The following is a 22,038-nucleotide window of genomic DNA, read 5'->3' as shown; positions in this document are numbered from 1 at the left end:
CAGCGGTTTCAATCGACCCTGACGTCCAACGCTCCCGAATCGATCGTGTCCACCTCCACGCCACCCCGCGAAGACACCTCCGGCAACGGCGTCGTGCCGACGCTGCCGGAACTGGTTGCGCTGCGGCAGGCCGTCGCGGGGCGACGTCCGGCCCAGCGCGGTCGCTTCGGCGTAAGCGGCCACGCACTGTCGCCGTTGCGCGGCCGTGGCATGGAATACGCCGAGTCGCGCGAGTACGTGGCCGGCGACGACGCGCGCCACATCGACTGGCGCCTCACCGCGCGCACAGGCCGCGCGCACACCAAGCTCTTCCAGGCCGAGCGCGAGCGCCTGAGCCTGATCGTCGCCGACACCTCGCCCTCGCTCTACTTCGGCACGCGCGTGCGCTTCAAGTCGGTGCAGGCGGCGCGCGCCGGCGCGGTCGCCGCATGGGCCGCAGTGCGCGACGGCGATCGCATCGCCGCGCTGCGCGGCAGCCAGCGCGAAGCACCGATCCCCCCAGCCGCCGGTCCGCGTGGCGCATTGCGAGTGCTCGACGCGCTGGTGCGCTGGTATGCGCGTCCGCCGGAGGACGATGCCGGCCTCGGCGTCGCGCTCGATCATGCGCAGCGCCTGCTGCGTCCGGGCTCGCGGCTGGTGGTGCTTGCCGATCCGGCGAGCATCGCCGCGTTGCCGGCGCAACGATGGCCCGCGCTCGCGCACCATCACGAAGTGATCGTGCTGTTGCTGACCGATCCGCTGGAAGTCGCGCCACCCAAGGCGTCGTTGCCGTTCCTCGGCGGCAGCAGCGTCGACATGGCGCGCGATGCACACCGCATCGATGTCGACCTCTCCGTCGCGGCACAGCGGCAGGCATGGCGCAACGAATTCGGTCGTCCGCTCGAGGCCGCGCTGGCGCAGCTGCCTGCGCGCGGGGTGCGCGTCCAGGCGTTGTCGACGCAGGCCGAGAGCGCATCGTGGCTGCCGCTGCTCGGCCGCAACCGGCCGCTGGTGGCGTGATGGCCGCGCCCGCATCGCTCGTCCTGCGCGACATCCACGCCACGACGGCGCCGTCGTGGTGGCCGCCCGCGCCGGGCTGGTGGATCGTCGCCGGGGTGGTCGTCGCGACGTTCGTTGCCATCGCGTGGTGGCGTGCGCGCGTGCGCCGTCGTCGTGCCGCTATCGCCGCCTTGTTCGATCGCGAAGTGGACGCCGCATCGACGCCGCCGCAACAGGTCGCGGCGATGTCCGAGCTGCTGCGCCGAGCCGCACGGACGCGGGACGCGCGGGCCGACACGCTGCATGGCGAAGACTGGCTGCGTCATCTCGACGCCGCCGCGCCGAAGCGCAAGCGCAAGGCGCCTGCCCGAACCGATTTTTCCGAAGGCCCCGGCCGGTTGCTGCTCGACGGCGGATTCCGTCGCGATGTGAATCCCGGCGACGTCGCCGTGCTGCGCGCGCTCGCGCGCGAACGCTTCCTGCACTGGATGGGCGCGCCCCGGTGATCGACGCGCTGCTCGCTCCGTTCCTGTCGCTGCACGAGCACTTCGCGTGGCCGTGGATGCTGCTCGCGCTGCCCTTGCCGTGGTTTGCACGATGGCTGCTGCCGCCCGTGCGGCATGCGTCGTCGGCCGCGTTGCGCGCGCCGTTCGGCGACCGGCTGGATCGCGTCGCGCATGCGGGCGGCCGCGCGGCCTTCGGTTCGCGCGCGAACTGGCTGGTATGGCTGGCGTGGATCGCGCTGTGCGTCGCGGCGGCGCGCCCGCAGCAACTTGGCGATGCGGTGCAACCGCCACAGGTTGGTCGCGACCTGATGCTCGCGCTCGACCTCTCCGGCAGCATGCGCGAGCCCGACATGGAACTGGGCGGCAACACCGTCGACCGCCTCACCGCGGCGAAGGCGGTGCTCGCCGACTTCCTCGATCGCCGCCGCGGCGATCGCGTCGGCCTGATCGTGTTCGGTCGTCGCGCGTATGCGTTGACGCCGCTCACGCTCGATCTCGCCTCGGTGCGCCAGCAACTCGAAGACAGCGTGATTGGTCTGGCCGGCCAGGAAACCGCCATCGGCGACACCATCGCATTGGCGACCAAGCGCCTGCGCGGGCAGCCGGCGGAGCAGCGCGTGCTGGTGCTGCTGACCGACGGCGTCAACACCGCGGGCCTGCTCGAACCGAAGAAGGCCGCCGAAATCGCGAAGGCCGAAGGCGTGCGCATCCACACCATCGCGTTCGGCGGCGAAGGCACGATGTCGCTGTTCGGCCTGCCGGTGCCGATGCCCGGCGCCGGCGACGAGATCGATGAAGCGACGCTGCGCGAGATCGCCAGCAGCACCGGCGGCCGCTTCTTCCGCGCGCGCGACACCGCACAGCTCGCCGGCATCTACGCCGAAATCGACCGGCTCGAACCGATCGAACGTCCCGGGCAGGCAGTGCGCCCGCGCATCGAACGTTATCCGTGGCCGCTCGGCGCCGCGTTCGCGCTGGCGTTGCTCGCCTTCGCCTGGCCGCAGCGGAGGCGCGCATGAATCCCTTCGCCGATCTGTCGCTCGCGTCGCTGCATCTGCTGCGTCCGCAGTGGTTGTGGGCGCTGCTCGCGTTGCCGGTGCTGCTCGGTTTGTGGCGCGTGCGGCGACGTCGCGCCAGCGTCTGGCGCGAGAACGTCGATGCACATCTGCTGCCGCACCTGCTCGTCGAACGCGGCGGTGCGCGCGTTCGCTGGGGCGCATGGGTCGCGGGGCTTGCGTACGTCCTCGCGGTGTTCGCGCTCGCCGGTCCGAGCTGGCGACAGACGCCACAACCGCTGTGGCAGAGCCGCACGCCGCTGGTGGTTGCGGTCGATCTCTCTGGCGCCGCGCTTGCAGCCGATCTACCACCGTCGCGACTGGCGCAATCGCGCGCCAAGTTGTCCACGCTGCTGCGCGAACGCCAGGGCGGGCAGGTCGCGCTCGTCGCGTTCGCCGACGATGCATTCACCGTCGCGCCGCTCACCGAAGACGCCGCCAACGTCGCGCTGTTCCTCGACGCACTGTCGCCCGACGTGATGCCCGTCGACGGCCAGCGAGCCGATCGCGCGATCGAATCTTCGGTGCAGTTGCTGAAGCAGTCCGGTTTCGATCGCGGCCGCATCCTGCTGATGACCGACCACGCCGGCGACGGCGCGAACGATGCGGCATCGGCTGCGGCGAAGCAGGGTTTCCGCGTGGACGTGCTCGGCGTCGGCGCCGAAGCCGGCGCCCCGTACCGCCGCGGCGACGGCACCTTCGCCAACGCGCGGCTCGACGAAGGCTCGTTGCGCGGTCTCGCCTCCGCCGGCAACGGCAGATACGCGCGCATCGCCAGCGACGACGGTGACCTGCGCGCGCTGGGCGTGCTCGATCCCACCGACACCGAGGACGCCACGCGCGTGGACGGCAAGCGTGGCAGCGCGTGGCAGGACGAGGGTTACTGGTTGCTGCCGCCGTTGATGCTGCTGGCGCTGTTCGCATTCCGGCGCCGCGCGGCGCTGGCGATGATCGCGATGTGCGTGCTGTGGACGCCGGTGAGGGCCGCCGACCTGTGGCGCCGCGCCGACCAGATCGAACACACGCACATCGCGCAGGGAAACGAAGCGTTCCGGCGCGGCGATTTCAACGCCGCTGCACAGGCGTACCAGTCGGCCGACAGCGCCGACGCGCACTACAATCGCGGGAATGCACTGGCGAAGGCGGGGCAGTATCCGCAGGCGATCGCCGCCTATGACGAGGCGCTTAAGCGCCAGCCGAACATGCCGGACGCCGTCGCCAACAAGCGCGCGGTGCAGGCGGCGATGAAGCGCAAGCCGCCGCAGGGAGGCGGCGGTCAGTCAAAGGACCAGGACAAATCGAAGTCCGACCCGAAGCCGCAGTCCGGACAGGGACAGCAGGGCCCACAATCGCAGCAGGACAAGTCGCAGCAGTCCGAGCCGCAACCGCAGGATTCGCAGAAGCAGGATCCCGCTGAAAAGCCGTCATCCGAAGGCGCGCCGGCGGATGCGCAGAAGCAGCGCGAGGCCGACGCCGCGCAGCGCGAACGCATGCAACGCGCGCTGCAGCAGCAAGGTCAGGCGAAGCCGCCGCAGGACGGCCCGTCGCGCAACGAAACACCGCAGCAGCGCGAACAACGCCTGGCGAACGAAGCATGGCTGCGTCGCGTGCCGGACGATCCGGGTGGCCTGTTGCGCGAGAAATTCCGCATCGAGTACGAGCGCCGCAACAACCGCGGCGAGGGCAACGAATGAACGTCGCGAGCTTCCCGTCACCGGCTGTCCGGCCCCGCTGGTTCGCGCGCGCGATGCTCTTGCTGCTGCTCGCGCTGGCCAGCATGAACGCCGCGGCGCAGGTGCCCGCGTGGCTCGATCGCGACCGCATCGCGATGGGCGAGACGGTCACGCTCAATATCGAAAGCACCGCCGCGACGACATCGACCGAGCCGGACTACGCGCCGCTGCTCAGCGATTTCTTCGTCAGCGGGCGCACGAGCCGGCGCGAGTTCGTGATGGGCACCGGCGGCAGCACGGTACGCACGCTGTATGCCGTGGCGCTGCGTCCGCGCCGCGACGGCGTGATCACCGTGCCTGCGCTCAACGTCGGCAGCCTGCGCACGCAGCCGATCCCGCTGACGGTCGCGCCTTCGGCCGCGCCGTCGCCGACGCGCACCGAAGAGGTGTTCATCGAAAGCGAAGCCGATGATCCCGATCCGTACGTGCAGCAGTCCGTCGGCTGGGTCGTCAGGCTGTATTCGGCGACGCCGCTGATCTCGGGACAACTCGACCAGGACGCGCCCGACGGCGCATCGCTGCAGCGCGTGGGCGACGACGCGCAGTACCAGCGCGACATCGGCGGGCGTCGCTATCACGTGGTCGAACGCCGCTTCCTGCTGGTGCCCGAGCGCAGCGGCACGCTGACGGTGCCGCCGGCGCGTTTCGAAGGCCGCGGTGCGGGCGGCTTCTTCGACGACCTGCTCGGTGGCGGTCGCGGCGGCGCGCTCGAAGCGCAGGGCACGCCGCGCAAGCTCGACGTCCAACCCGCGCCGGCGAACGCACCGCAGCCGTGGCTGCCGCTGCAGAACCTGACGCTGCGCTACCAGTCCACGCCGCAGGAACTGCGCGTCGGCAACGCCGCGACGGTGACCGTCGAAGCGCTCGCCGATGGCGCCACCGCCGCGCAGATGCCGGAACTGCAGCTGCCACCGATCGACGGCGTGCAGGTGTTCGCCGAACCGGTGCAGGCCGACGAACGTTTCGTCGACGGGCGCCCGCGGGTGAAGCTCACGCGGCGCTTCTCGCTCGTGCCGGCACGCGAAGGCAAGGCGAACATGGCCGGCCTGCAACTGCGCTGGTGGGACGTACGCACCGGGCAGGCGCAGACGTCGAACCTGCCGCCGCTGTCGTGGACGGTGTTGCCGGGCACCCCGGCCAATGCGGGCAACGGCTCGCCGGGCGCGGCGCCGTCGCCCTCGGGAACGATTTCGACAACGCCGGGCGGCATGGACACGTCGGGCACCGCCGCGCGTTTCACCGATCTGGGCGGCGCGAACCGGGCCTGGGTGCTCGTCGCGCTGCTGTTCGCGGCGCTGTGGCTGGTCACGCTCGTCTGGGGCCTGCATCGCGGCGACGCGGCGAAGGTCGCGCCCAAAGCGCAGGGCGACGCGCCCGCGCCGCCCTCGGCCGGCGGGCATGTCGACCTCAAGCGCCTGATCGACCGCGGCGACCTCGGCGACGTGGCCGACGCCCTGTGCGCGCTGGCCCATCCGCCCGCGCGCGATATCGACGAAGTCCGCGCCCGCCTGGCCGACGCCGACCAGCGCGAGGCCGTGGACGAACTCCAGCGCGCCCGCTGGGGCGGCGGCAGTGCGGTCACCGCGCGCGAGGCGCTGCGACGCGCCTTCGCGAAGGGGCCGACCTGGCGCTCCGTACCCACCCGGACGGCGTCGCCGCTGCCACCGCTGTACCCGGGCGGCGGGCCGCAGCAGGAAGGCTGAGGCGCCGAGCTGGTGTAATCTCGCCGGCTGATTTTGCCGACGAGACGCGCCGAATGAGCCACATCGCCCTGCCCGAAGCCCGCATGCCGGCGGAGGGGATGCCCCTCCACATCAAGGTGCTGCTGGGCTTCATCGCAGGCGCGGTGCTGGGCCTGTTCGCGCACTTCATCGCGCCGGGCTCGCCCTTCGTGCTCGGTGCGGTGAGCTACGTCGCGCAGCCGATCGGCCAGATCTTCCTCGCGCTGCTCTTCATGCTCGTGCTGCCGCTGATGTTCTCGGCGCTGGTGCTGGGCGTGGCGGAACTGGGCGACGTCGCGAGCCTCGGCCGCCTCGGCTGGCGCACGCTGATCTACACCGCGGTGGTCACGCTCATCGCGGTCGCCATCGGCCTGGTGATGGTGAACCTCATCGCGCCGGGCCAGGGGCTGGATCGCGGCATGCTCGACCAGGCGATGGCGCAGGGCGCGCAGAAGGCGGGCGAGATCGCCGCCACCGGCCAGCAGCTGGACTTCATGAAGATGCTGCTGGGCATCGTGCCGAAGAACGTGCTCGCCGCCGCCGTCGACGACAAGCAGAAGCTCGGCGTGATGTTCTTCGCGCTCATGCTCGGCATCGGCCTGGTGATGACGCCGAGCCCGCACACGCAGGCGTTCAAGAACGCGGTGCAGGGCCTGTTCGAGATCTGCATGCGCCTGATCGGCATGATCATCAAGCTCGCCCCGTACGCGGTGGCGTGCCTGATGTTCGCGCTGTGCGCGCAGTTCGGCTGGGAGCTGCTGGTGGTGCTGGGCAAGTTCGCGCTGACCGTGGTGCTGGCGATCGCCGTGCACATGTTCATCGTGCTGCCGCTGTGGGTGAAGTTCGCCGGCGGCATGAGCCCGCGCGCGTTCTTCCGCGGCAGCCAGGAAGCGCTGCTGACCGCGTTCGCCACCGCGTCCTCGACCGGCACGCTGCCGGTGACCCTGCGCGTGGCCGAGCAGAACCTGAAGCTGCCGCGCAAGGTCGCGCGCTTCGTGCTGACCGTCGGCGCGTCTGCGAACCACCACGGCACCGCGCTGTTCGAAGGCATCACGGTGCTGTTCCTCGCGCAGGCGTTCGGTGTCGAGCTGACGCTGATGCACCAGGTGATGGTGCTGGGCCTGTGCCTGCTCGGCGGCATCGGCACCGCGGGCGTGCCGGCCGGTTCGTTGCCGGTGATCGCCATGATCTGCGCGGTGCTTGGCATCCCGGCCGAAGGCGTCGGCATCATCCTCGGCGTCGATCGCTTCCTCGACATGTGCCGCACCGCGCTCAACGTCACCGGCGATCTGGCGACTGCCGTCGTCGTGGCGAACCGCAGCGGCGACGTGGCCGAAAGCGAGGTCGTGATGCCGGCCGAAACCGCGCCGGAAGCTGCCGGCTGACGCGTATCGCTGCCGGAATCGCCCGGCGGCATCGGCAATGCGTGCGCGATCCGTGCATCGCGCATGCCCAATCAGGCGTCGCACGCGAAGTGAGGGATGAAGACGCCCTCCACGCCGGTTTCTGCATCATCCTGGATTCCCGCCGCAGCGTGGAGTTCCGGGATGACGCCCGAACGCGACCGCGACACGAACACGAAAGGCACCGATAAAGGCCGGATGCCGCTCCACTGGAAGATGGCGATCGGTTTCGTCGCCGGCCTGGTACTCGGGCTCATCGTGCATTCCACCGTCGGCGCCGACGCCCCGTGGGTGCAGTGGATCACCAGCAACGTCACCACGCCGGCCGGCACGCTGTTCCTGCGGCTGATCTTCATGCTCGTCATCCCGCTGCTGTTCTCGGCACTGGTGATGGGCGTGGCGGAAATGGGCGACGTCCGATCGCTTGGCCGCATCGGCTGGCGCACGCTGGCCTACACGATCGTCGTGTCGGGCATCGCGGTGATCCTCGGCCTGGTGCTGGTCAACTGGCTGCAGCCGGGCGCGGGCGTGGATCCGGCGCGCGCGCAGGCCCTGCTCAACGAAGGCGCCGAACGCGCCAGCGCCATCGTCGGCAGCGCCAGCGACCAGCCCAAGGGCCTGGACATGCTGGTGTCCATCGTCCCCGACAACGTGGTGAAGGCCGCCGCCGACAACACCATCCTCGCGGTGATGTTCTTCGCACTCATGCTCGGCATCGGCCTCGTGCTCACGCGCACGAAGGCGACCGAGACGCTGCAACGCGGCATCGAAGGCCTGTTCGACGTGTCGATGACGCTGATCGGGCTGGTCATCCGCCTGGCGCCGTACGCGGTGTTCTGCTTCATGTTCAATCTCGCCGCGCTGTTCGGCTGGGAACTGCTGCGCAGCCTCGGCGCGTACGTCGGCGTGGTCGTGCTCGCGCTGGCGCTGCACCAGTTCGTCGTCTATTCGCTGGTGCTGAAGTTCGCCGCCGGCTACTCGCCGGTGCGGTTCTTCCGCGGCGTGCAGGAGGCGATGGTGATGGCGTTCTCCACGGCGTCGTCGAACGCGACGTTGCCGACGTCGCTGCGCGTGGCCGACGAGAAGCTCGGCCTGCCCAGTCGCGTGTCGCGCTTCGTGCTGACGGTCGGCGCGACGGCGAACCAGAACGGCACGGCGCTGTTCGAAGGCGTCACCGTGCTGTTCCTCGCGCAGTTCTTCGGCGTGGAGCTGACGCTCGCGCAGCAGTTCACGGTGATGTTCGTCTGCATCCTCGGCGGCATCGGCACCGCGGGCGTGCCGGCCGGTTCGCTGCCGGTGGTCGCGCTGATCTGCGGCATGGTCGGCGTGCCGCCGGAAGGCATCGGCCTGATCCTGGGCGTCGACCGCTTCCTCGACATGTGCCGCACCACGCTCAACGTGACCGGCGACCTCATGCTGGCCACCGTGGTGTCGAAGGGCGAACCGGACGGGCCGGCAAGCGACGAAGCGGCCTAAGTGCCGCGACCGTAGGCATCGGCTGCATCGCTGCACCGCGCGTCCCGACCCTCACCCCAACCCCTCTCCCGAGGGGAGAGGGGCCAAAGCGGGCGACATCCCCGGCCCGGGGTGTGACAATGGGCGTCCGCCGGCCGGGCAGCGCGCCCGGAGCCCCGCGCGGCCTCCTCCCGCAGCCGAAGACCGCCCGACGCCATGACGACGCCCAGCCGCCGCGACCTCGCCAACGCCATCCGATTCCTCGCCATCGACGCGGTGCAGGCCGCCAATTCCGGCCACCCGGGCATGCCGATGGGCATGGCGGACATCGCCGAGGTGCTCTGGAACGACTACCTGCGCCACAACCCGGCCAATCCGGACTGGTTCAACCGCGACCACTTCGTGCTGTCCAACGGCCACGGCTCGATGCTGCAGTACGCGCTGCTGCACCTGTCCGGTTACGACCTGCCGATCGAGGAGCTGAAGAACTTCCGCCAGCTGCACTCGAAGACGCCGGGCCATCCGGAAAACTTCATGACGCCCGGCATCGAGACCACCACTGGTCCGCTCGGCCAGGGCTTCGCCAACTCGGTCGGCATGGCGCTGGCCGAGAAGCTGCTCTCGCAGCGCTTCAACAAGCCGGACTTCTCCATCGTCGACAGCCGCACCTGGGTGTTCATGGGCGACGGCTGCCTGATGGAAGGCATCTCGCACGAAGCCGCCTCGCTCGCCGGCACCTGGGGCCTGCACAAGCTGGTCGCCTTCTGGGACGACAACAAGATTTCCATCGACGGCAACACCGACGGCTGGTTCACCGACGACACGCCGAAGCGTTTCGAAGCCTATGGCTGGAACGTGATCCGCGGCGTCGACGGGCATGACGCGGAGAAGATCAAGGCCGCCATCGAGCAGGCGCTGAAGTCGACCGACAAGCCGACGTTGATCTGCTGCCGCACCACCATTGGCTTCGGTTCGCCGAACAAGGCCGGCAAGGAGTCCTCGCACGGCGCCGCGCTGGGCAAGGACGAAGTGGCCGCCACGCGCGCCGCGCTCAACTGGAACTACGGCGAGTTCGAGATCCCGCAGGCGATCTACGACGGTTGGCGCAAGCGCGACCACGCCGGCGAAGAGAAGGCCTGGAACAAGCTGTTCGACGCGTACGCCAAGCAGTTCCCGGAACTCGCCGCCGAACTGACGCGCCGCTCGCGCGGCCAGCTGCCGGACGGCTTCGTCAAGGCGGCCGACGAGTACATCGCCAAGCTGCAGGCCGACGGCCCGACCATCGCCTCGCGCAAGGCCTCGCAGATGGCGATCGAAACCTTTGCGCCGCTGCTGCCGGAACTGATCGGCGGCTCGGCCGACCTGGCGCATTCCAACCTCACCCTGTGGAAGGGCAGCAAGTCCGTCGCGACCGACGATCCGAACGCGAACTACGTCTACTACGGCGTGCGCGAGTTCGGCATGACGGCGATCAGCAACGGCCTGGGGCTGCACGAGTGCTTCATCCCGTTCGACGCGACGTTCCTGGTGTTCAGCGATTACGCGCGCAACGCCGTGCGCATGAGCGCGCTGATGGGCTCGCACGCGATCCACGTCTACACGCACGACTCCATCGGCCTGGGCGAGGACGGCCCGACGCACCAGCCGATCGAGCACATCGCCTCGCTGCGCTACATCCCGCACAACGACGTGTGGCGCCCGTGCGACGCGGTCGAATCGGCGGCGTGCTGGAAGGCCGCGATCCTGCGCAACGACGGCCCGAGCTGCCTGATCTTCTCGCGCCAGAACCTCGCGCATCAGCAGCGCAGCGCGCAGCAGGTCGCGGACATCGAGCGCGGCGGTTACGTCCTGAAGGATTCGGTCGGCGCACCGGAGCTGATCATCATCGCGACCGGCTCGGAAGTCGGCCTGGCCATGGATGCCGCCAAGCAGCTCGGCGACCAGGTGCGCGTGGTGTCGATGCCGTCGACGACGGTGTTCGATCGCCAGGACCCGGCGTACCGCGAATCGGTCCTGCCGAAGGCCTGCCGCAAGCGCGTGGCGATCGAGGCCGGCGTCACCGATTTCTGGCGCAAGTACGTGGGCCTGGACGGCGCGGTGATCGGCATCGACGAGTTCGGCGCCTCGGCCCCGGCCGAACAGCTGTTCCCGTACTTCGGCTTCACGGTCGAGAAGGTGGTCGAGGCGGCGCGTTCGCTGTAACGATCACGTTCGCGCTCCATCGATGCGAAAGAAGCGGCTTCGGCCGCTTTTTTCGTTTGGGCTTCGCGCTACGAACCGCGGCTGCTCTCCACCAGCGCCAACGACACCAGCCGCGCTTCCAGTCGCTCGCCGAATCCCTGTGGCGACGCAAGATCCATGCGTTCCAGCGCCTCGCGATCGAGCGCCTTCGCGCCCAATGCGCGCCATACCGTGCGCAGCTTCGCGCCGCGCATCGCGGTGTTCGATTTCAGCCACGCCAACGCCTTCACCAGTCGCTGCTCGACCGGCGTGAAATCGCTGCCCAGCGGGTAGTCCGGCAGCGCGCCGCTCGTGTGGAACGGTCGTAACGCCGCGGCCAGGCGTTCGGGCGTATTGCGCGACGCGGCCGGGGGCAAGGCGAAATCCGCGCGCAGCTTGCCTTCGCGCCTGGCGACATCGATCAGACCCTGCTGGAAACGCACATCGGCGATGGCCACCATCGCCATCACGCAATCCTCGTCGCAACGTCCGCGGATGTCCGCGATTCCGTACTCGCTGATGTACACGTCGCGAAGGTGGCGCGGGATCGTCGTGTGCCCGTAGTTCCATACGATATTCGACGTGACGCGGCCCCCGGATTCGCGCACCGAACGCACCATCAGCACCGAGCGCGCGTCCGGCAGCGCATGCGCCATCGCCACGAAGTTGTACTGCCCGCCGACGCCGGACACGACGCGACCGTCTTCCAATGCATCGGACGTCGCGGCACCGAGCGCGGTGGCCATCATGCAGGTGTTGAAGAAGCGTGCGTCGCGACGTTGCAGGCGCTCCAGTTCGATGTCGCCGACCAGGTCGTTCACTTCACCAACGCGACGCATGCCGATCGCGCGGCGCGTGTCCGGCGGTAGGTCGCGCATCCACGCGTAGAACTCCGGCGAGCCGAGATAGAACGCGCCGTGCAGGAATTCGCCCTGCTGTTCGAGCAACGCCAGATCGTGCGCGCTCGGGCCGCCGCGTTCGATGCGCTGCATCGCCGCCAGGTCGTCCACCACGCGGCGCTTGATGACGCCGACTTCGACCAGCTTGCGGAAGCCCTCGTTGATCATCTCGCTGCACCCGTACAGGCCGCGTTCGAATGGCGACAGCGTGTCGTCATCCGCACGCGGCGAGCCGAGTGCGCGCAACACGTCGCGATACGCCTCGTTGTCGACGTGGCGCAGCACGAGCGCATGGCAGAGCGCATCGGCAAGCGCGCCGATGCCGATCTGCAGGGTGCCGCCGTCGACCACCAGCGTGCTTGCATGGAAGCCGATGGCGTAGTCGGCGCGTGTGACCGGCTGGCGCGGCAGGCCGAACAACCGGGGATACGGGCCCGGCGGCGTCACGATGGCATCGAAGTAGTCCGGCGCGACCGTCGCGCTGCCACCGAGCCACGGCAGGCGCGGATCGACTTCGGCGATCAGCAGCGGGCGGGGCAACCCGCGCGCCACGACGGCATCGACCGCGTCGAAGGTCAGGTCGGTGTTGCACGACAGCGACAGGCGCGACCCGTCGGGCGAGCGCGCGACCTTCTGCACGATCGCATTGAGTCCGCGGTCGGCGAGCGCCCGGGCGACGTGCGTGTAGTTCAGGCTCGCGTAACGGCGCTGCACCGGCACGGAGTTCAGCATCGCGCCCGATTGCAGGTAGAACTCCTCGATCTCGACGTGCGACGGCAGCGCGTTGCGCTTGAGCGCCTGCACGTACGCCAGTCGCGGGAAATCCGCGCCGAAATGACGCTCGACGAACGGCTTCACGAAACGGCCTTCGAGTCCCTTTCCGCCGCCGGGCGGATCGAGCGACAGCGCGGTGTACAGGTGCAGCGGGCGCGAGGTGTCGCTTTCGACGCGCGCATACAGCGCGTTGAGGAGCCGGTGCGGCTTGCCCAGGCCAAGCGGCGCGCCGATGTGCAGCGGGCCGGCGAGGCGCTTGAGCAGGAAATCGGCCGCGGTATCGACCGAATCGAAGGTGAGGGGAGCGGGGCGGGGTTCCATGGCGGAAGCCTAACGTGATCGACGCGCTTCCGGATCGCTCAGATCCGGTCGATGGGAATCCGGAGGTAGCGAACACCGTTGGTGTCCGGCGGCGGCAGCGCGCCCGCCCGGATGTTGGTCTGCACGGCCGGCAGGATCAGCGCCGGCATCGCCAGCGTCGCATCGCGCGCCGTGCGCTGCGCGACGTAATCGTCCTCCGGGATTCCATCGCGCACGTGGATGTTGTCGCGACGCTGCGCGCCGATCGTGGTCTCGCACGCGATCTCGCGCCCGCCCGGGCCGTAGTCGTGGCAGACGAAGACGCGCGTGTCGTCGGGGAGCGAGCCGAACAGCCGGCGGATCGACCGGAACAGCGTGCGCGCATCGCCGCCGGGGAAGTCGCATCGCGCCGTGCCACTGTCGGGCATGAACAGCGAGTCGCCGGTGAACAGCGCATCGCCGACGAGGTAAGCGCAGCTGTCGCTGGTGTGGCCGGGCACGGCGACGACGCGCGCGTCGATGGCGCCGATGCGGAACGTGTCGCCGTCGGCGAACAGGCGGTCGAACTGCGAGCCGTCCGCGCGGAAGCTGTCGTCGAGGTTGAACACCGGTGCGAGGGATTTCTGCACGTCGACGATGCCCGCACCGATGGCGACCTGAGCGTTCGGCCACTGCGACTTGAGCCACTGCGCAGCGCTCAGGTGATCGGCATGCGCATGCGTTTCCAGGATCCACTGAACGTCGAGGCCCCGATTGCGTGCGGCGTCGACGACCTTCTGCGCCGACGTGGTCGACGTGCGTGCGGCCTTCGCGTCGAAATCGAGCACGGGATCGATGATGGCCGCGGCGATGCCAGACGGATCGCGGACCAGGTACGTCCACGTGTTGCTGTCGGCGTGGAAGAACGGCTGGATGTCGGGATTCATCGCGATCTCCGCGCGGGGCCGGACGCCCCGCGGCGCCAATCTAGCGGATCGCCGCGACCGTTGTGATGCGGCCTCGTTAAGACCGCCGAGGCCAGGCCGGCGCGAGCGCGATCAGCGAGACAGCGCGGCGTTGAGCGTCACGGCCAGTTCCGCGCCGCCACGACGCAGCTGCTCTTCGGCCAGCGGGCGCCAGGTCTGCACGTACGCATCGCCGATCGTCGCCTTCGCCGGATAGAAGCCCGGACGAAGCACGATGCGGCATGAGGCTTCCGCCCACTGCGCCGACGGCGGCGACAGCGGCTGCGGCGGCAGGTCCACGGCCAGCGGCATCGCGCGCAGCCGCTGCAGCCACGCGGCTTCCTCGAGGTTGGCCGCCTTGAGCATGCCGCTGTCCCACAGCGAATGCAGGTTGGTGCCGCGTCCGTCGAACTGGAGCTGGAAATCGTTGCCACCCTTGTCGCGGCCGAAGCCCGCATGCAGCGGCTGGTGCGCATCGCCGACGAAATGCACGACGAACTTCAGCGCCTGCAGGCGTTCGGCCTTGCTGCGCGAGGCGTCGGCGAGGATCGCGGTCTGCGCGCGGATCGCCTCGACCACGCAGTCGCCGTCCTTGCAGTGTTTCGCGGCGTCGTACCGGCAGTCGTCCTCCGCGATGTTGACGTAATGCCAGCGGCTGCTGCGCTTGCCGAGGTCGGGATCGTGTTCGCGCAGTTCGTCGGCCCAGCTCGCGATGCCGGGCAGCGTCGGATCGGCTTCGCCTTCCAGCAGCCGGGCGATCTGCGCGCGCGCCTGCGGCGTGAGGTCGTCCCACGCGAGCGCGGCGACGAGGCGATGGCCGAGACGGCCCCACGCGTGCGCCGGATGCGGCACGAGGAGCAGGGCGATGACGAGGGCGGAAAGAATGCGGGCCATGCCGGCATTTTAGCCGGCACGGCCCTGCGGGAGGATTGCCGTCCGAGCGCATTCGCGCGTCAGGCGATGCACCGTGGCGCTATCAGAACTTCATGACGTACGCCGCGCCGTAGACGATCGGATCGATGTTCACCGTGCCAAGGTCCGCGCCGTCCAGTTTCACGTCGGTGTCGATGTCGATCCAGCGTGCGTCGATGCGGATCGCGCTGCGTTCGTTCAGCGCGAAGTCCACGCCCGCATGCGCGGCCAGGCCCCAGGAATCGTCGAGCTTGAGCTTCGATCCGGCCAGCGCGCCACGCGTGTCCTCACTGAAGAACGTCGTGTAGTTCACGCCGGCGCCGAGGAACGGCGACACCTTGCCCTTGGTGTTGAAGTGGTACTGCAGCGACACGGTCGGCGGCAGCTGCTTGGTGCTGCCCACCGTGCCCAGGCCGGCGATGCTGATGTCGTGCTCGAACGGCCACGCGGCGATGACTTCCACGCCGAGGTTGTCGCGGACGAAGTATTCGAAGGTGAGCGTCGGCTTCACGTCGGTGTCGACGCGCACCGGCAGGGTGCCGTCGGCCAGGCGGCCGTTGCCGGATTTCGGATCGACCGCGTGGACGCCGACGCCCAGCGTCCAGTCGCCCTTGGACTGGGCGAGAACGGGCGTGGCGGCACCGGCCAGGGACAGCGCCAGCGCGCAGGCGAGGAAGGTCTTTTGCATGGGAGCGTCTCGTAGGGAAGCGTGTGTGGGAACGCTTCCAGTCTCCGCAGCGGATCAAACGGGCGCTTGATCATGATCAATTCAGTCCCGCAGGCCCGGGCGCGGCCGGCGAAACGGGACCGCCCTGTTAGAATGGGCGCTCGCGGTTTCCCCTCGTCCGGGCTCGCTCGCCCGGGCTTCTCACGACCACCCGCCGCGCGCGTCGCGGCCGCAGGAGCTTGGAACTCATGACCATCAAGGTTGGCATCAACGGCTTTGGCCGCATCGGGCGCAACGTGCTGCGCTCGGCCGTGCAGAACTTCGCTGGCGAGATCGAGATCGTCGCCATCAACGACCTGCTGGAGCCGGAGTACCTGGCCTACATGCTGCGTTACGACTCCGTGCACGGCCGCTTCAAGGGCGAGGTGTCGGTCGAGGGCAACACGCTGATCGTCAACGGCAAGAAGATCCGCCTGACGCAGGAGAAGGATCCGGCCGCGCTGAAGTGGGACGAGATCGGCGCTGACGTCGTCATCGAATCCACCGGCCTGTTCCTCACCAAGGAAACCTGCCAGAAGCACCTCGACGCCGGCGCGAAGAAGGTCATCCAGTCGGCGCCGTCGAAGGACGACACGCCGATGTTCGTCTACGGCGTGAACCACACGACCTACAAGGGCGAGGCGATCATCTCCAACGCGTCGTGCACGACAAACTGCCTCGCGCCGCTGGCGAAGGTGCTGCACGACAAGTGGGGCATCAAGCGCGGCCTGATGACCACCGTGCACGCCACCACCGCGACGCAGAAGACCGTCGACGGTCCGTCCAACAAGGACTGGCGCGGCGGCCGCGGCATCCTGGAGAACATCATCCCGTCCAGCACCGGCGCGGCGAAGGCCGTCGGCGTGGTGATCCCGGAACTCAACAAGAAGCTCACCGGCATGTCGTTCCGCGTGCCGACCTCGGACGTGTCGGTCGTCGACCTCACCGTCGAACTCGAGAACTCCGCGACGTACGCCGAGATCTGCGCCGAAATGAAGGCCCAGTCGGAAGGCGCGCTCAAGGGCATCCTCGGCTACACCGAAGACAAGGTCGTCGCCACCGATTTCCGTGGCGATGCGCGTACCTCGATCTTCGACGCCGAAGCCGGCATCGCGCTGGACGGCACCTTCGTCAAGCTCGTCAGCTGGTACGACAACGAGTGGGGCTACTCGAACAAGTGCCTGGAAATGGTCAAGGTCGTCGCGAAGTAACCTGCGACCGACGCGATACCCGCAAGGGCCGGCTCGATGCCGGCCCTTGCTGTTTCCGTGCTCGGCGAATCGCGCCAAACCCCTTGTTTTCGACCGCTTCGGCCGCACTACACCGTCATGAACGACACGCGCGACATGCCCGGTCCGTCCGGCGAAGACGCCCTTACCGAGCGGCACCTGGCCGAGCTGGTCGACCGCTTCTACGAACGCGTTCGTGCCGATGCCGAACTCGGTCCCGTCTTCAACGCCGCCATCGACGACTGGCCCGAACACAAGCGCATGCTCACCGCGTTCTGGTCGTCGGTCGCGCTCGGCACGAAGCGGTATCGCGGCAATCCGATGGCGGCGCATCGTCCGCATCCGATCCGCGTCGAACATTTCGACCGCTGGCTTTCGCTTTGGCGGCAGACCGCACGCGAAGTACTGCCCGCCGACCAGGTCGAACGCGTCTGCGCATACGCGGAGAAGATCGGCTACAGCCTGCGCTACGGCCTGGGTTTGATGGAGCGCAAGGGCGCGTTGCCGCTCGGCCTGCCGACCGTCTGAGGTCGACATTCGCCCATCGCGGTGCGGTTGCAATGCGCCGTTGATTCGCCGAGGCTGCGATCCCGAAGGGGCTGGAACGACAGGACCGCCGACGGCGGCAACCGGCCCGGGGACATCGCATGGAAGGGTTGCTGGTTCTGGTCGCGCTCGCGGTGCTCGCCGTGCCCGTGCTGCTGATCGTCACGCTGGTATCGCTGGGCGGAGTGAAGACGCGCGTCGCGGAGCTGGAGCGACAGCTCGACGCGATGCGCCGCGCGGCCAGCGCGCGCGAAACCGTGACGGCACCGCCGCGCGAAACGCCCGCGGCCGCGCCCACGCCACCGGTCACGCCGCCTCCTGTTCCCGAAGCCGCGCCACCGCGCGAAACGCCGCGTCCCACGCCCAGGCCGACGCCCGCGGACCTGCCCGAAGCCTGGCGCGTCCAGGCATCCGAACCCGAAGCCGAGCCCGAAGCCCCACGCGCGCCGCCGCCGCGGGCCCGGGTCGCGCCCGCGCGTCCGGACATCGTCACGATGGGCCTGCGCATGGTGCAGCGCTGGTTCATGACGGGGAACGTGCCGGTGAAGATCGGCATCCTCGTGCTGTTCGCAGGCGTCGCATCGCTGCTGAAATACGCGAGCGACCAGGGCTGGATGCGCATGCCGATCGAATTGCGGCTGGCCGGCATCGCGGGCGCGTCGCTCGCCGCGCTGGTCTTCGCGTGGCGCAAGCGCGAGCGCAACCGTGTCTTCGCGCTGAGCCTGCAGGGCGGGGCGATCGGCATCCTGCTGCTCACCGTGTTCGCCGCATTCAAGCTCTACGGTCTGCTGGATGCCGGGCCTGCGTTCGCGCTCAGCGTGCTGTTGATCGCCGGCGCAGGTGCGCTGGCGGTCCTGCAGGACGCGAAGGCGCTGGCGGTGTTCGCGCTGCTCGCCGGATTCCTCGCGCCGATCTGGCTGTCGACAGGCAGCGGCAACCATGTCGCGCTGTTCTCCTACTACGCCGTGCTCAATCTCGCCATCGCCGGCGTGGCGTGGTGGAAATCGTGGCGCGTGCTCAACGTGCTCGGTTTCGTCTTCACCTTCGGCATCGGCGCGCTGTGGGGCGTGTCGGCGTACCGGCCCGGGAAGTTCGCGACGACCGAACCCTTCCTGCTGTTGTTCTTCGCGATCTACCTGGCGATTCCGCTGCTGCACGCACGGCGCCAGCCGGAAGGTCGTCGAGGCCTGGTCGAAGGCTGCCTGATGTTCGGCACGCCGCTCGTCGCCTTCTCGATGCAGGCGGGACTGCTGGCGGGCGATCGCCTGCCGCTCGCGTTCAACGCGCTGGGCCTGGCGGCGATCTACGCACTGCTCGCCGCGTGGCTGCGTCGCCGCGACGGCTACGGCGCACTCACGCCGATGTACGCGCTGCTGGCGGTCGGTTTCGCGACGCTCGCGGTGCCGCTGGCGTTGTCCGCTCGCGCGACGGCGAGCGTGTTCGCGCTGGAAGGCGCGGCGCTGGTGTGGCTCGGCCTGTACCAGCAGCGCCGATGGCCGCAGTTCGGCGGCACCTTGCTGCAGCTGCTCGCCGCGTTCGCGTTCGTCGTCGGCTACGCGCCCGCGGGCGAGGTCGCCATCGCCAATCCGGTGTTCATGAGCGCACTGCTCATCGCGCTGGCGGGATTCGCGAGTGCGTGGAGTTACCGCAGCCGGCCGGGCCACGACACGTTCGCCGCGGCGTTCTACCTGTGGGGTCTTGCGTGGTGGCTCGGCAATGCCGTAAACGAAATCGAGCGTTTCGTGGCGCCGATGCACCGCGCCGACGTGCTGCTCGCGTTGATCGCGGTAACTGGCTGGATCGCGGCCGAAGTGCAGCGACGCCGTCCGGCCACCGCACTCGCCTGGACCACGCTGGGGGCGCTCGTCGCGGCGGGTCCGATCGCCTGGGTGCAGGCGCAGGTGCACGCGCATCCGTTCGCCGGCCACGGCGCGTGGAGCTGGCTGGTGTACGCCGTGCTCGGATTGCGATCGCTCGTGTGCCTGCGCGCGAGCGCGCACGCAGTCGCCGCACGGGCGCAGTTCGTGTGGCTGCTGGTGTGGCCACTGGCGATATCGTTGCTGCTCGACTGGCTCTGCGTCCGCTTCGCGCTGGCCGGCGGGTGGCGCGTGCTGGGCCTCGCGCTGCCGTGGTGCACGCTCGCCGCGTTGAGCCTGTTCCGCTGGCGATGGCTGTCGATGCCGCTGGGCGAGCGTTTCGATGGCAGTCGCGCCGCGTTGCAGGCGGCGGGGTTCACGGTGCTGGCGGTGGGCTGGCTGCTCGCGCTCTTCAGCGCCGACAGCGGCGCGCCGTTGCCGTGGATTCCGCTGCTCAACCCGCTCGAGCTCGCGCAGCTTGCGGTGCTTGTGCTGTTCGCCTGCTGGCTGGTCACCGACGAGGCGCCGGACGCGCTGCGCCGGCTGCGGCCGATCACCCTGTCGCTGGCCGGCTTCGCGCTCGTGACCGCGAGCGTGCTGCGTACCGTGCACCATTGGGGAGGCGTCGCCTGGAGCGACGCGATGCTGCACACCAGCCTTGCGCAGACGAGCCTGAGCGTGACATGGAGCGTGCTCGGCGTGATCGGCTGGGTGCTCGGTTCGCGCCGCGGACAGCGCGGACTGTGGCTGGCCGGCGCGGTGCTGATGGGCGTCGTGCTCGCGAAGCTGCTGCTGATCGACCGCGGCAATCTCGGCAACGGCTTGGGCATCGCCTCGTTCATCGCCTACGGGCTGCTGTGCACCGTGGTGGGTTACATCGCGCCGGTGCCCCCGCGCCACGCTTCCAACACCGATCACGCGGAGACCGAACCTGCATGAAGAAGTGGCTCCTGCTCCTCTTGGTGCCGTTCGCCGCGACCGCCGGCGCGCAGTACGCGCGCGAGTGGCCCCTGCAGCTGGTCACGCCCGATGCCGGCGCGTATCGCGTCGAGCTCGATGCGTCCGTCTACCGGCAATTGCAGTCGCCCGCGCTCGCCGATCTCGACGTGCTCGACGCGCGGGGCGAACCCGTGCCGGCGGCATTGCTCGATCCGTCCACGCCTGCGGTGCCGGAAGTGCGCACGGCCGAGCTGCCGTGGTTTCCGCTGCCGCCGCGGTTCCGCGGGAACGATGTCGCCTCGATCAGCGAGATCGACACCGACGGCCGCCTGCGCCGCGTCGAACTGCGCGACGGAGGCGGTGGTTCCGTTGCGGGCAACGGGTTCCTGCTCGATGCCAGCGGCGTCGAGTGGCCGATCGACGCGATTCGGGTGAAGTGGGACGCAGGGCAGGCGCCGTTAGATATCGGCGTGAGCGTGAGCGCGTCGGACGACCTGCGCGAGTGGCGCGTCGTCGCCGACGGGGCGCGCCTGATCGAGCTGACCAACGCCGGCCAGCGCGTCGTGCGCGACCGCATCGAACTCGCGCCGGTGAAGGCGCGCTACCTGCGCGTGATGCCGCTGGAACCTCAGGCGCAGCCGCTGCGCGTTTCGGCGGTCGTTGCCGAACTCCAGGCGACGCCCGTCGCGGCGCAGTGGCAGTGGAACGTGCTGTCGGGCAGGCGGGTGGACGACGCCAATGGCGACGTGCATTACGAGTACGAACTCGACGGCCGATTCCCGGTCGCGCGCGCGGACATCGCGCTGCCCGGCAACAGCACCGGCCAATGGCGACTGCAGGCGCGCGACGACGCGGTACAGCCGTGGCGCGACGTCGCCGCACCGTGGCTCGCCTTCCGCCTGCAAGGGCAGGGCAATGGCGATGCCTCGCCGCCGCAGCCGCTGTCGGGCCTCCATCGCGAACGCTACTGGCGACTGACGCCCTTCGGTGGCGCGCGGCCGACGGATGTTCCGCAGCTTCGTCTCGGCTACCAGCCGGAGACGCTGGTGTTCGTCGCGCGCGGCGAAGGCCCGTTCGTGCTGGTCGCCGGCAGTGCGCGCTCGACCCGTGGCGATGCGCCGATCGAACCGCTCGTCGAGGCCATGCGTACGCAGCGCGGCGCGCAGTGGCAGCCGGCGATCGCGACGTTGGGCGAGTCGACCGAGCGCGGCGGTGCGTCGGCGCTCACGCCCGCGCCGGTGCAGCGCGACTGGAAAACGTGGTTGCTGTGGGGCCTGCTGGTTGCCGGCGCAGCGCTCGTCGCCGGCTTCGCCATCAGCCTGCTTCGCAAGCCGCGATAGGCGCGCGCCGGCCCAGTCAGTTGATCGTGTAGCCGGCCAGGCGCCAGGTGTTGTCGTCGTCGTAGTGGAGCGAGACGAGTTTCTCGGCGACGCGGTTGGTCGAGAAGCGCGTCTGGAAGCGCGCGCTGACGTATGCGCCGGCCGGCACGTTGCCGCCGGCGGGCACGAGGTTCCGCGACACCGACGTCCATTCGCGCGATACCGGCGTGCCCAGCGCGTTGCGCCGGGTGGCGATGCCGTCGACGAACTGTTTTTCGGTGGCGGCGGCGCGCGCGACCGGCGATGCGCCCTGCCAGACCTGCGCCGTCTGTCCCTGGTCGATCAGCTGCGCGACCGTCAGCGCAGCCTGCACGACGGCGTTGGGATCCGCCGACGGTGCGGCGCGCACGACCGCCGCGGGTCTTGCGGGCGCGGGCTGCGGCGGCGTCGCGGGAGGCGTCTGCGCGATGGCGGCGAACGAGGCGCCGAACAGCAGCGCGATGGCCAGCGGAAGGCGTGCGTTCATGGCGTGGCTCCGTTGGT

17 protein-coding genes are annotated in these 22,038 nt (G+C 69.6%); 12 read left to right on the top strand and 5 right to left on the bottom strand.

Annotated features, from left to right (window positions below; all coding sequences use genetic code 11):
- Positions 1–18: 18 nt before the first annotated feature.
- From DX912_RS15855 to tkt, 8 genes are all read left to right on the top strand, one after another.
- On the top strand, positions 19–999 hold the full coding sequence (locus DX912_RS15855; RefSeq protein WP_425477959.1) for a DUF58 domain-containing protein: 981 nt from the start codon (positions 19–21) through the stop codon (positions 997–999).
- Entirely contained in the window at positions 999–1,484 is a 486-nt protein-coding gene (locus DX912_RS15850; protein WP_115844038.1) for a DUF4381 domain-containing protein, read from the top strand. The genes DX912_RS15855 and DX912_RS15850 overlap by 1 nt, the downstream gene beginning before the upstream one ends.
- A 56-nt stretch (positions 1,485–1,540) precedes the next feature.
- Positions 1,541–2,503, top strand: coding sequence for a vWA domain-containing protein (locus DX912_RS15845; RefSeq protein WP_115844135.1), 963 nt, complete (start codon positions 1,541–1,543; stop codon positions 2,501–2,503).
- On the top strand, positions 2,500–4,233 hold the full coding sequence (locus DX912_RS15840; RefSeq protein WP_115844035.1) for a VWA domain-containing protein: 1,734 nt from the start codon (positions 2,500–2,502) through the stop codon (positions 4,231–4,233). The genes DX912_RS15845 and DX912_RS15840 overlap by 4 nt, the downstream gene beginning before the upstream one ends.
- 53 nt (positions 4,234–4,286) lie before the next feature.
- Entirely contained in the window at positions 4,287–5,975 is a 1,689-nt protein-coding gene (locus DX912_RS15835) for a BatD family protein (protein ID WP_233433620.1), read from the top strand.
- Between the two features lie 53 nt (positions 5,976–6,028).
- Entirely contained in the window at positions 6,029–7,378 is a 1,350-nt protein-coding gene (locus tag DX912_RS15830) for a dicarboxylate/amino acid:cation symporter (protein WP_233433619.1), read from the top strand.
- A gap of 162 nt (positions 7,379–7,540) precedes the next feature.
- Positions 7,541–8,872, top strand: a complete 1,332-nt coding sequence (locus DX912_RS15825; protein WP_233433618.1) for a dicarboxylate/amino acid:cation symporter — start codon at positions 7,541–7,543, stop codon at positions 8,870–8,872.
- Positions 8,873–9,067: 195 nt separating this feature from the next.
- Positions 9,068–11,053, top strand: coding sequence for a transketolase (tkt, locus tag DX912_RS15820; protein WP_115844031.1), 1,986 nt, complete (start codon positions 9,068–9,070; stop codon positions 11,051–11,053).
- 68 nt (positions 11,054–11,121) lie between these two features.
- Here the strand turns inward: tkt and DX912_RS15815 are convergent, their stop codons facing one another.
- The 4 genes from DX912_RS15815 to DX912_RS15800 form a co-directional block, all read right to left on the bottom strand.
- Positions 11,122–13,065, bottom strand: coding sequence for an acetyl-CoA hydrolase/transferase C-terminal domain-containing protein (locus DX912_RS15815; protein ID WP_115844029.1), 1,944 nt, complete (start codon positions 13,063–13,065; stop codon positions 11,122–11,124).
- A 38-nt stretch (positions 13,066–13,103) separates the two neighbouring features.
- The gene (locus DX912_RS15810) at positions 13,104–13,970 is read right to left on the bottom strand and encodes an MBL fold metallo-hydrolase (RefSeq protein ID WP_115844027.1); all 867 of its coding nucleotides are present in this window, start codon (positions 13,968–13,970) and stop codon (positions 13,104–13,106) included.
- Positions 13,971–14,081: 111 nt separating this feature from the next.
- Positions 14,082–14,882 carry a S1/P1 nuclease gene (locus DX912_RS15805; RefSeq protein WP_115844025.1) on the bottom strand — a complete coding sequence of 267 codons (801 nt, stop codon included), beginning with the start codon at positions 14,880–14,882 and terminating at the stop codon, positions 14,082–14,084.
- Between the two features lie 82 nt (positions 14,883–14,964).
- On the bottom strand, positions 14,965–15,588 hold the full coding sequence (locus DX912_RS15800) for an OmpW/AlkL family protein (protein WP_115844023.1): 624 nt from the start codon (positions 15,586–15,588) through the stop codon (positions 14,965–14,967).
- Between the two features lie 227 nt (positions 15,589–15,815).
- On the opposite strand from DX912_RS15800, the gene gap reads away from it, so the two are divergent.
- From gap to DX912_RS15780, 4 genes are all read left to right on the top strand, one after another.
- Complete coding sequence (gene gap, locus DX912_RS15795) at positions 15,816–16,817, top strand: type I glyceraldehyde-3-phosphate dehydrogenase (RefSeq protein ID WP_115844021.1); 1,002 nt, start codon at positions 15,816–15,818, stop codon at positions 16,815–16,817.
- Between the two features lie 117 nt (positions 16,818–16,934).
- Positions 16,935–17,363, top strand: coding sequence for a group III truncated hemoglobin (locus DX912_RS15790; RefSeq protein ID WP_233433617.1), 429 nt, complete (start codon positions 16,935–16,937; stop codon positions 17,361–17,363).
- A gap of 119 nt (positions 17,364–17,482) precedes the next feature.
- Positions 17,483–20,176 (top strand): DUF2339 domain-containing protein, encoded by a 2,694-nt coding sequence (locus tag DX912_RS15785; RefSeq protein ID WP_115844019.1) that lies wholly within the window; start codon positions 17,483–17,485, stop codon positions 20,174–20,176.
- On the top strand, positions 20,173–21,516 hold the full coding sequence (locus DX912_RS15780; RefSeq protein ID WP_115844017.1) for a DUF3999 domain-containing protein: 1,344 nt from the start codon (positions 20,173–20,175) through the stop codon (positions 21,514–21,516). Before DX912_RS15785 ends, DX912_RS15780 begins: the two co-directional genes overlap by 4 nt.
- A gap of 16 nt (positions 21,517–21,532) precedes the next feature.
- Here DX912_RS15780 and DX912_RS15775 read toward each other — a convergent pair whose 3' ends face one another.
- A complete protein-coding gene (locus DX912_RS15775; RefSeq protein ID WP_115844015.1) occupies positions 21,533–22,021 on the bottom strand; it encodes a DUF4019 domain-containing protein in 489 nt (162 codons plus the stop codon).
- Positions 22,022–22,038: the final 17 nt, after the last annotated feature.

The organism is Lysobacter soli (assembly GCF_003382285.1).
Taxonomy (GTDB): domain Bacteria; phylum Pseudomonadota; class Gammaproteobacteria; order Xanthomonadales; family Xanthomonadaceae; genus Lysobacter_J; species Lysobacter_J soli.
The sequence above is the reverse complement of the archived record's forward strand: the minus strand, read 5'-3'. Positions and strand labels throughout refer to the sequence as shown.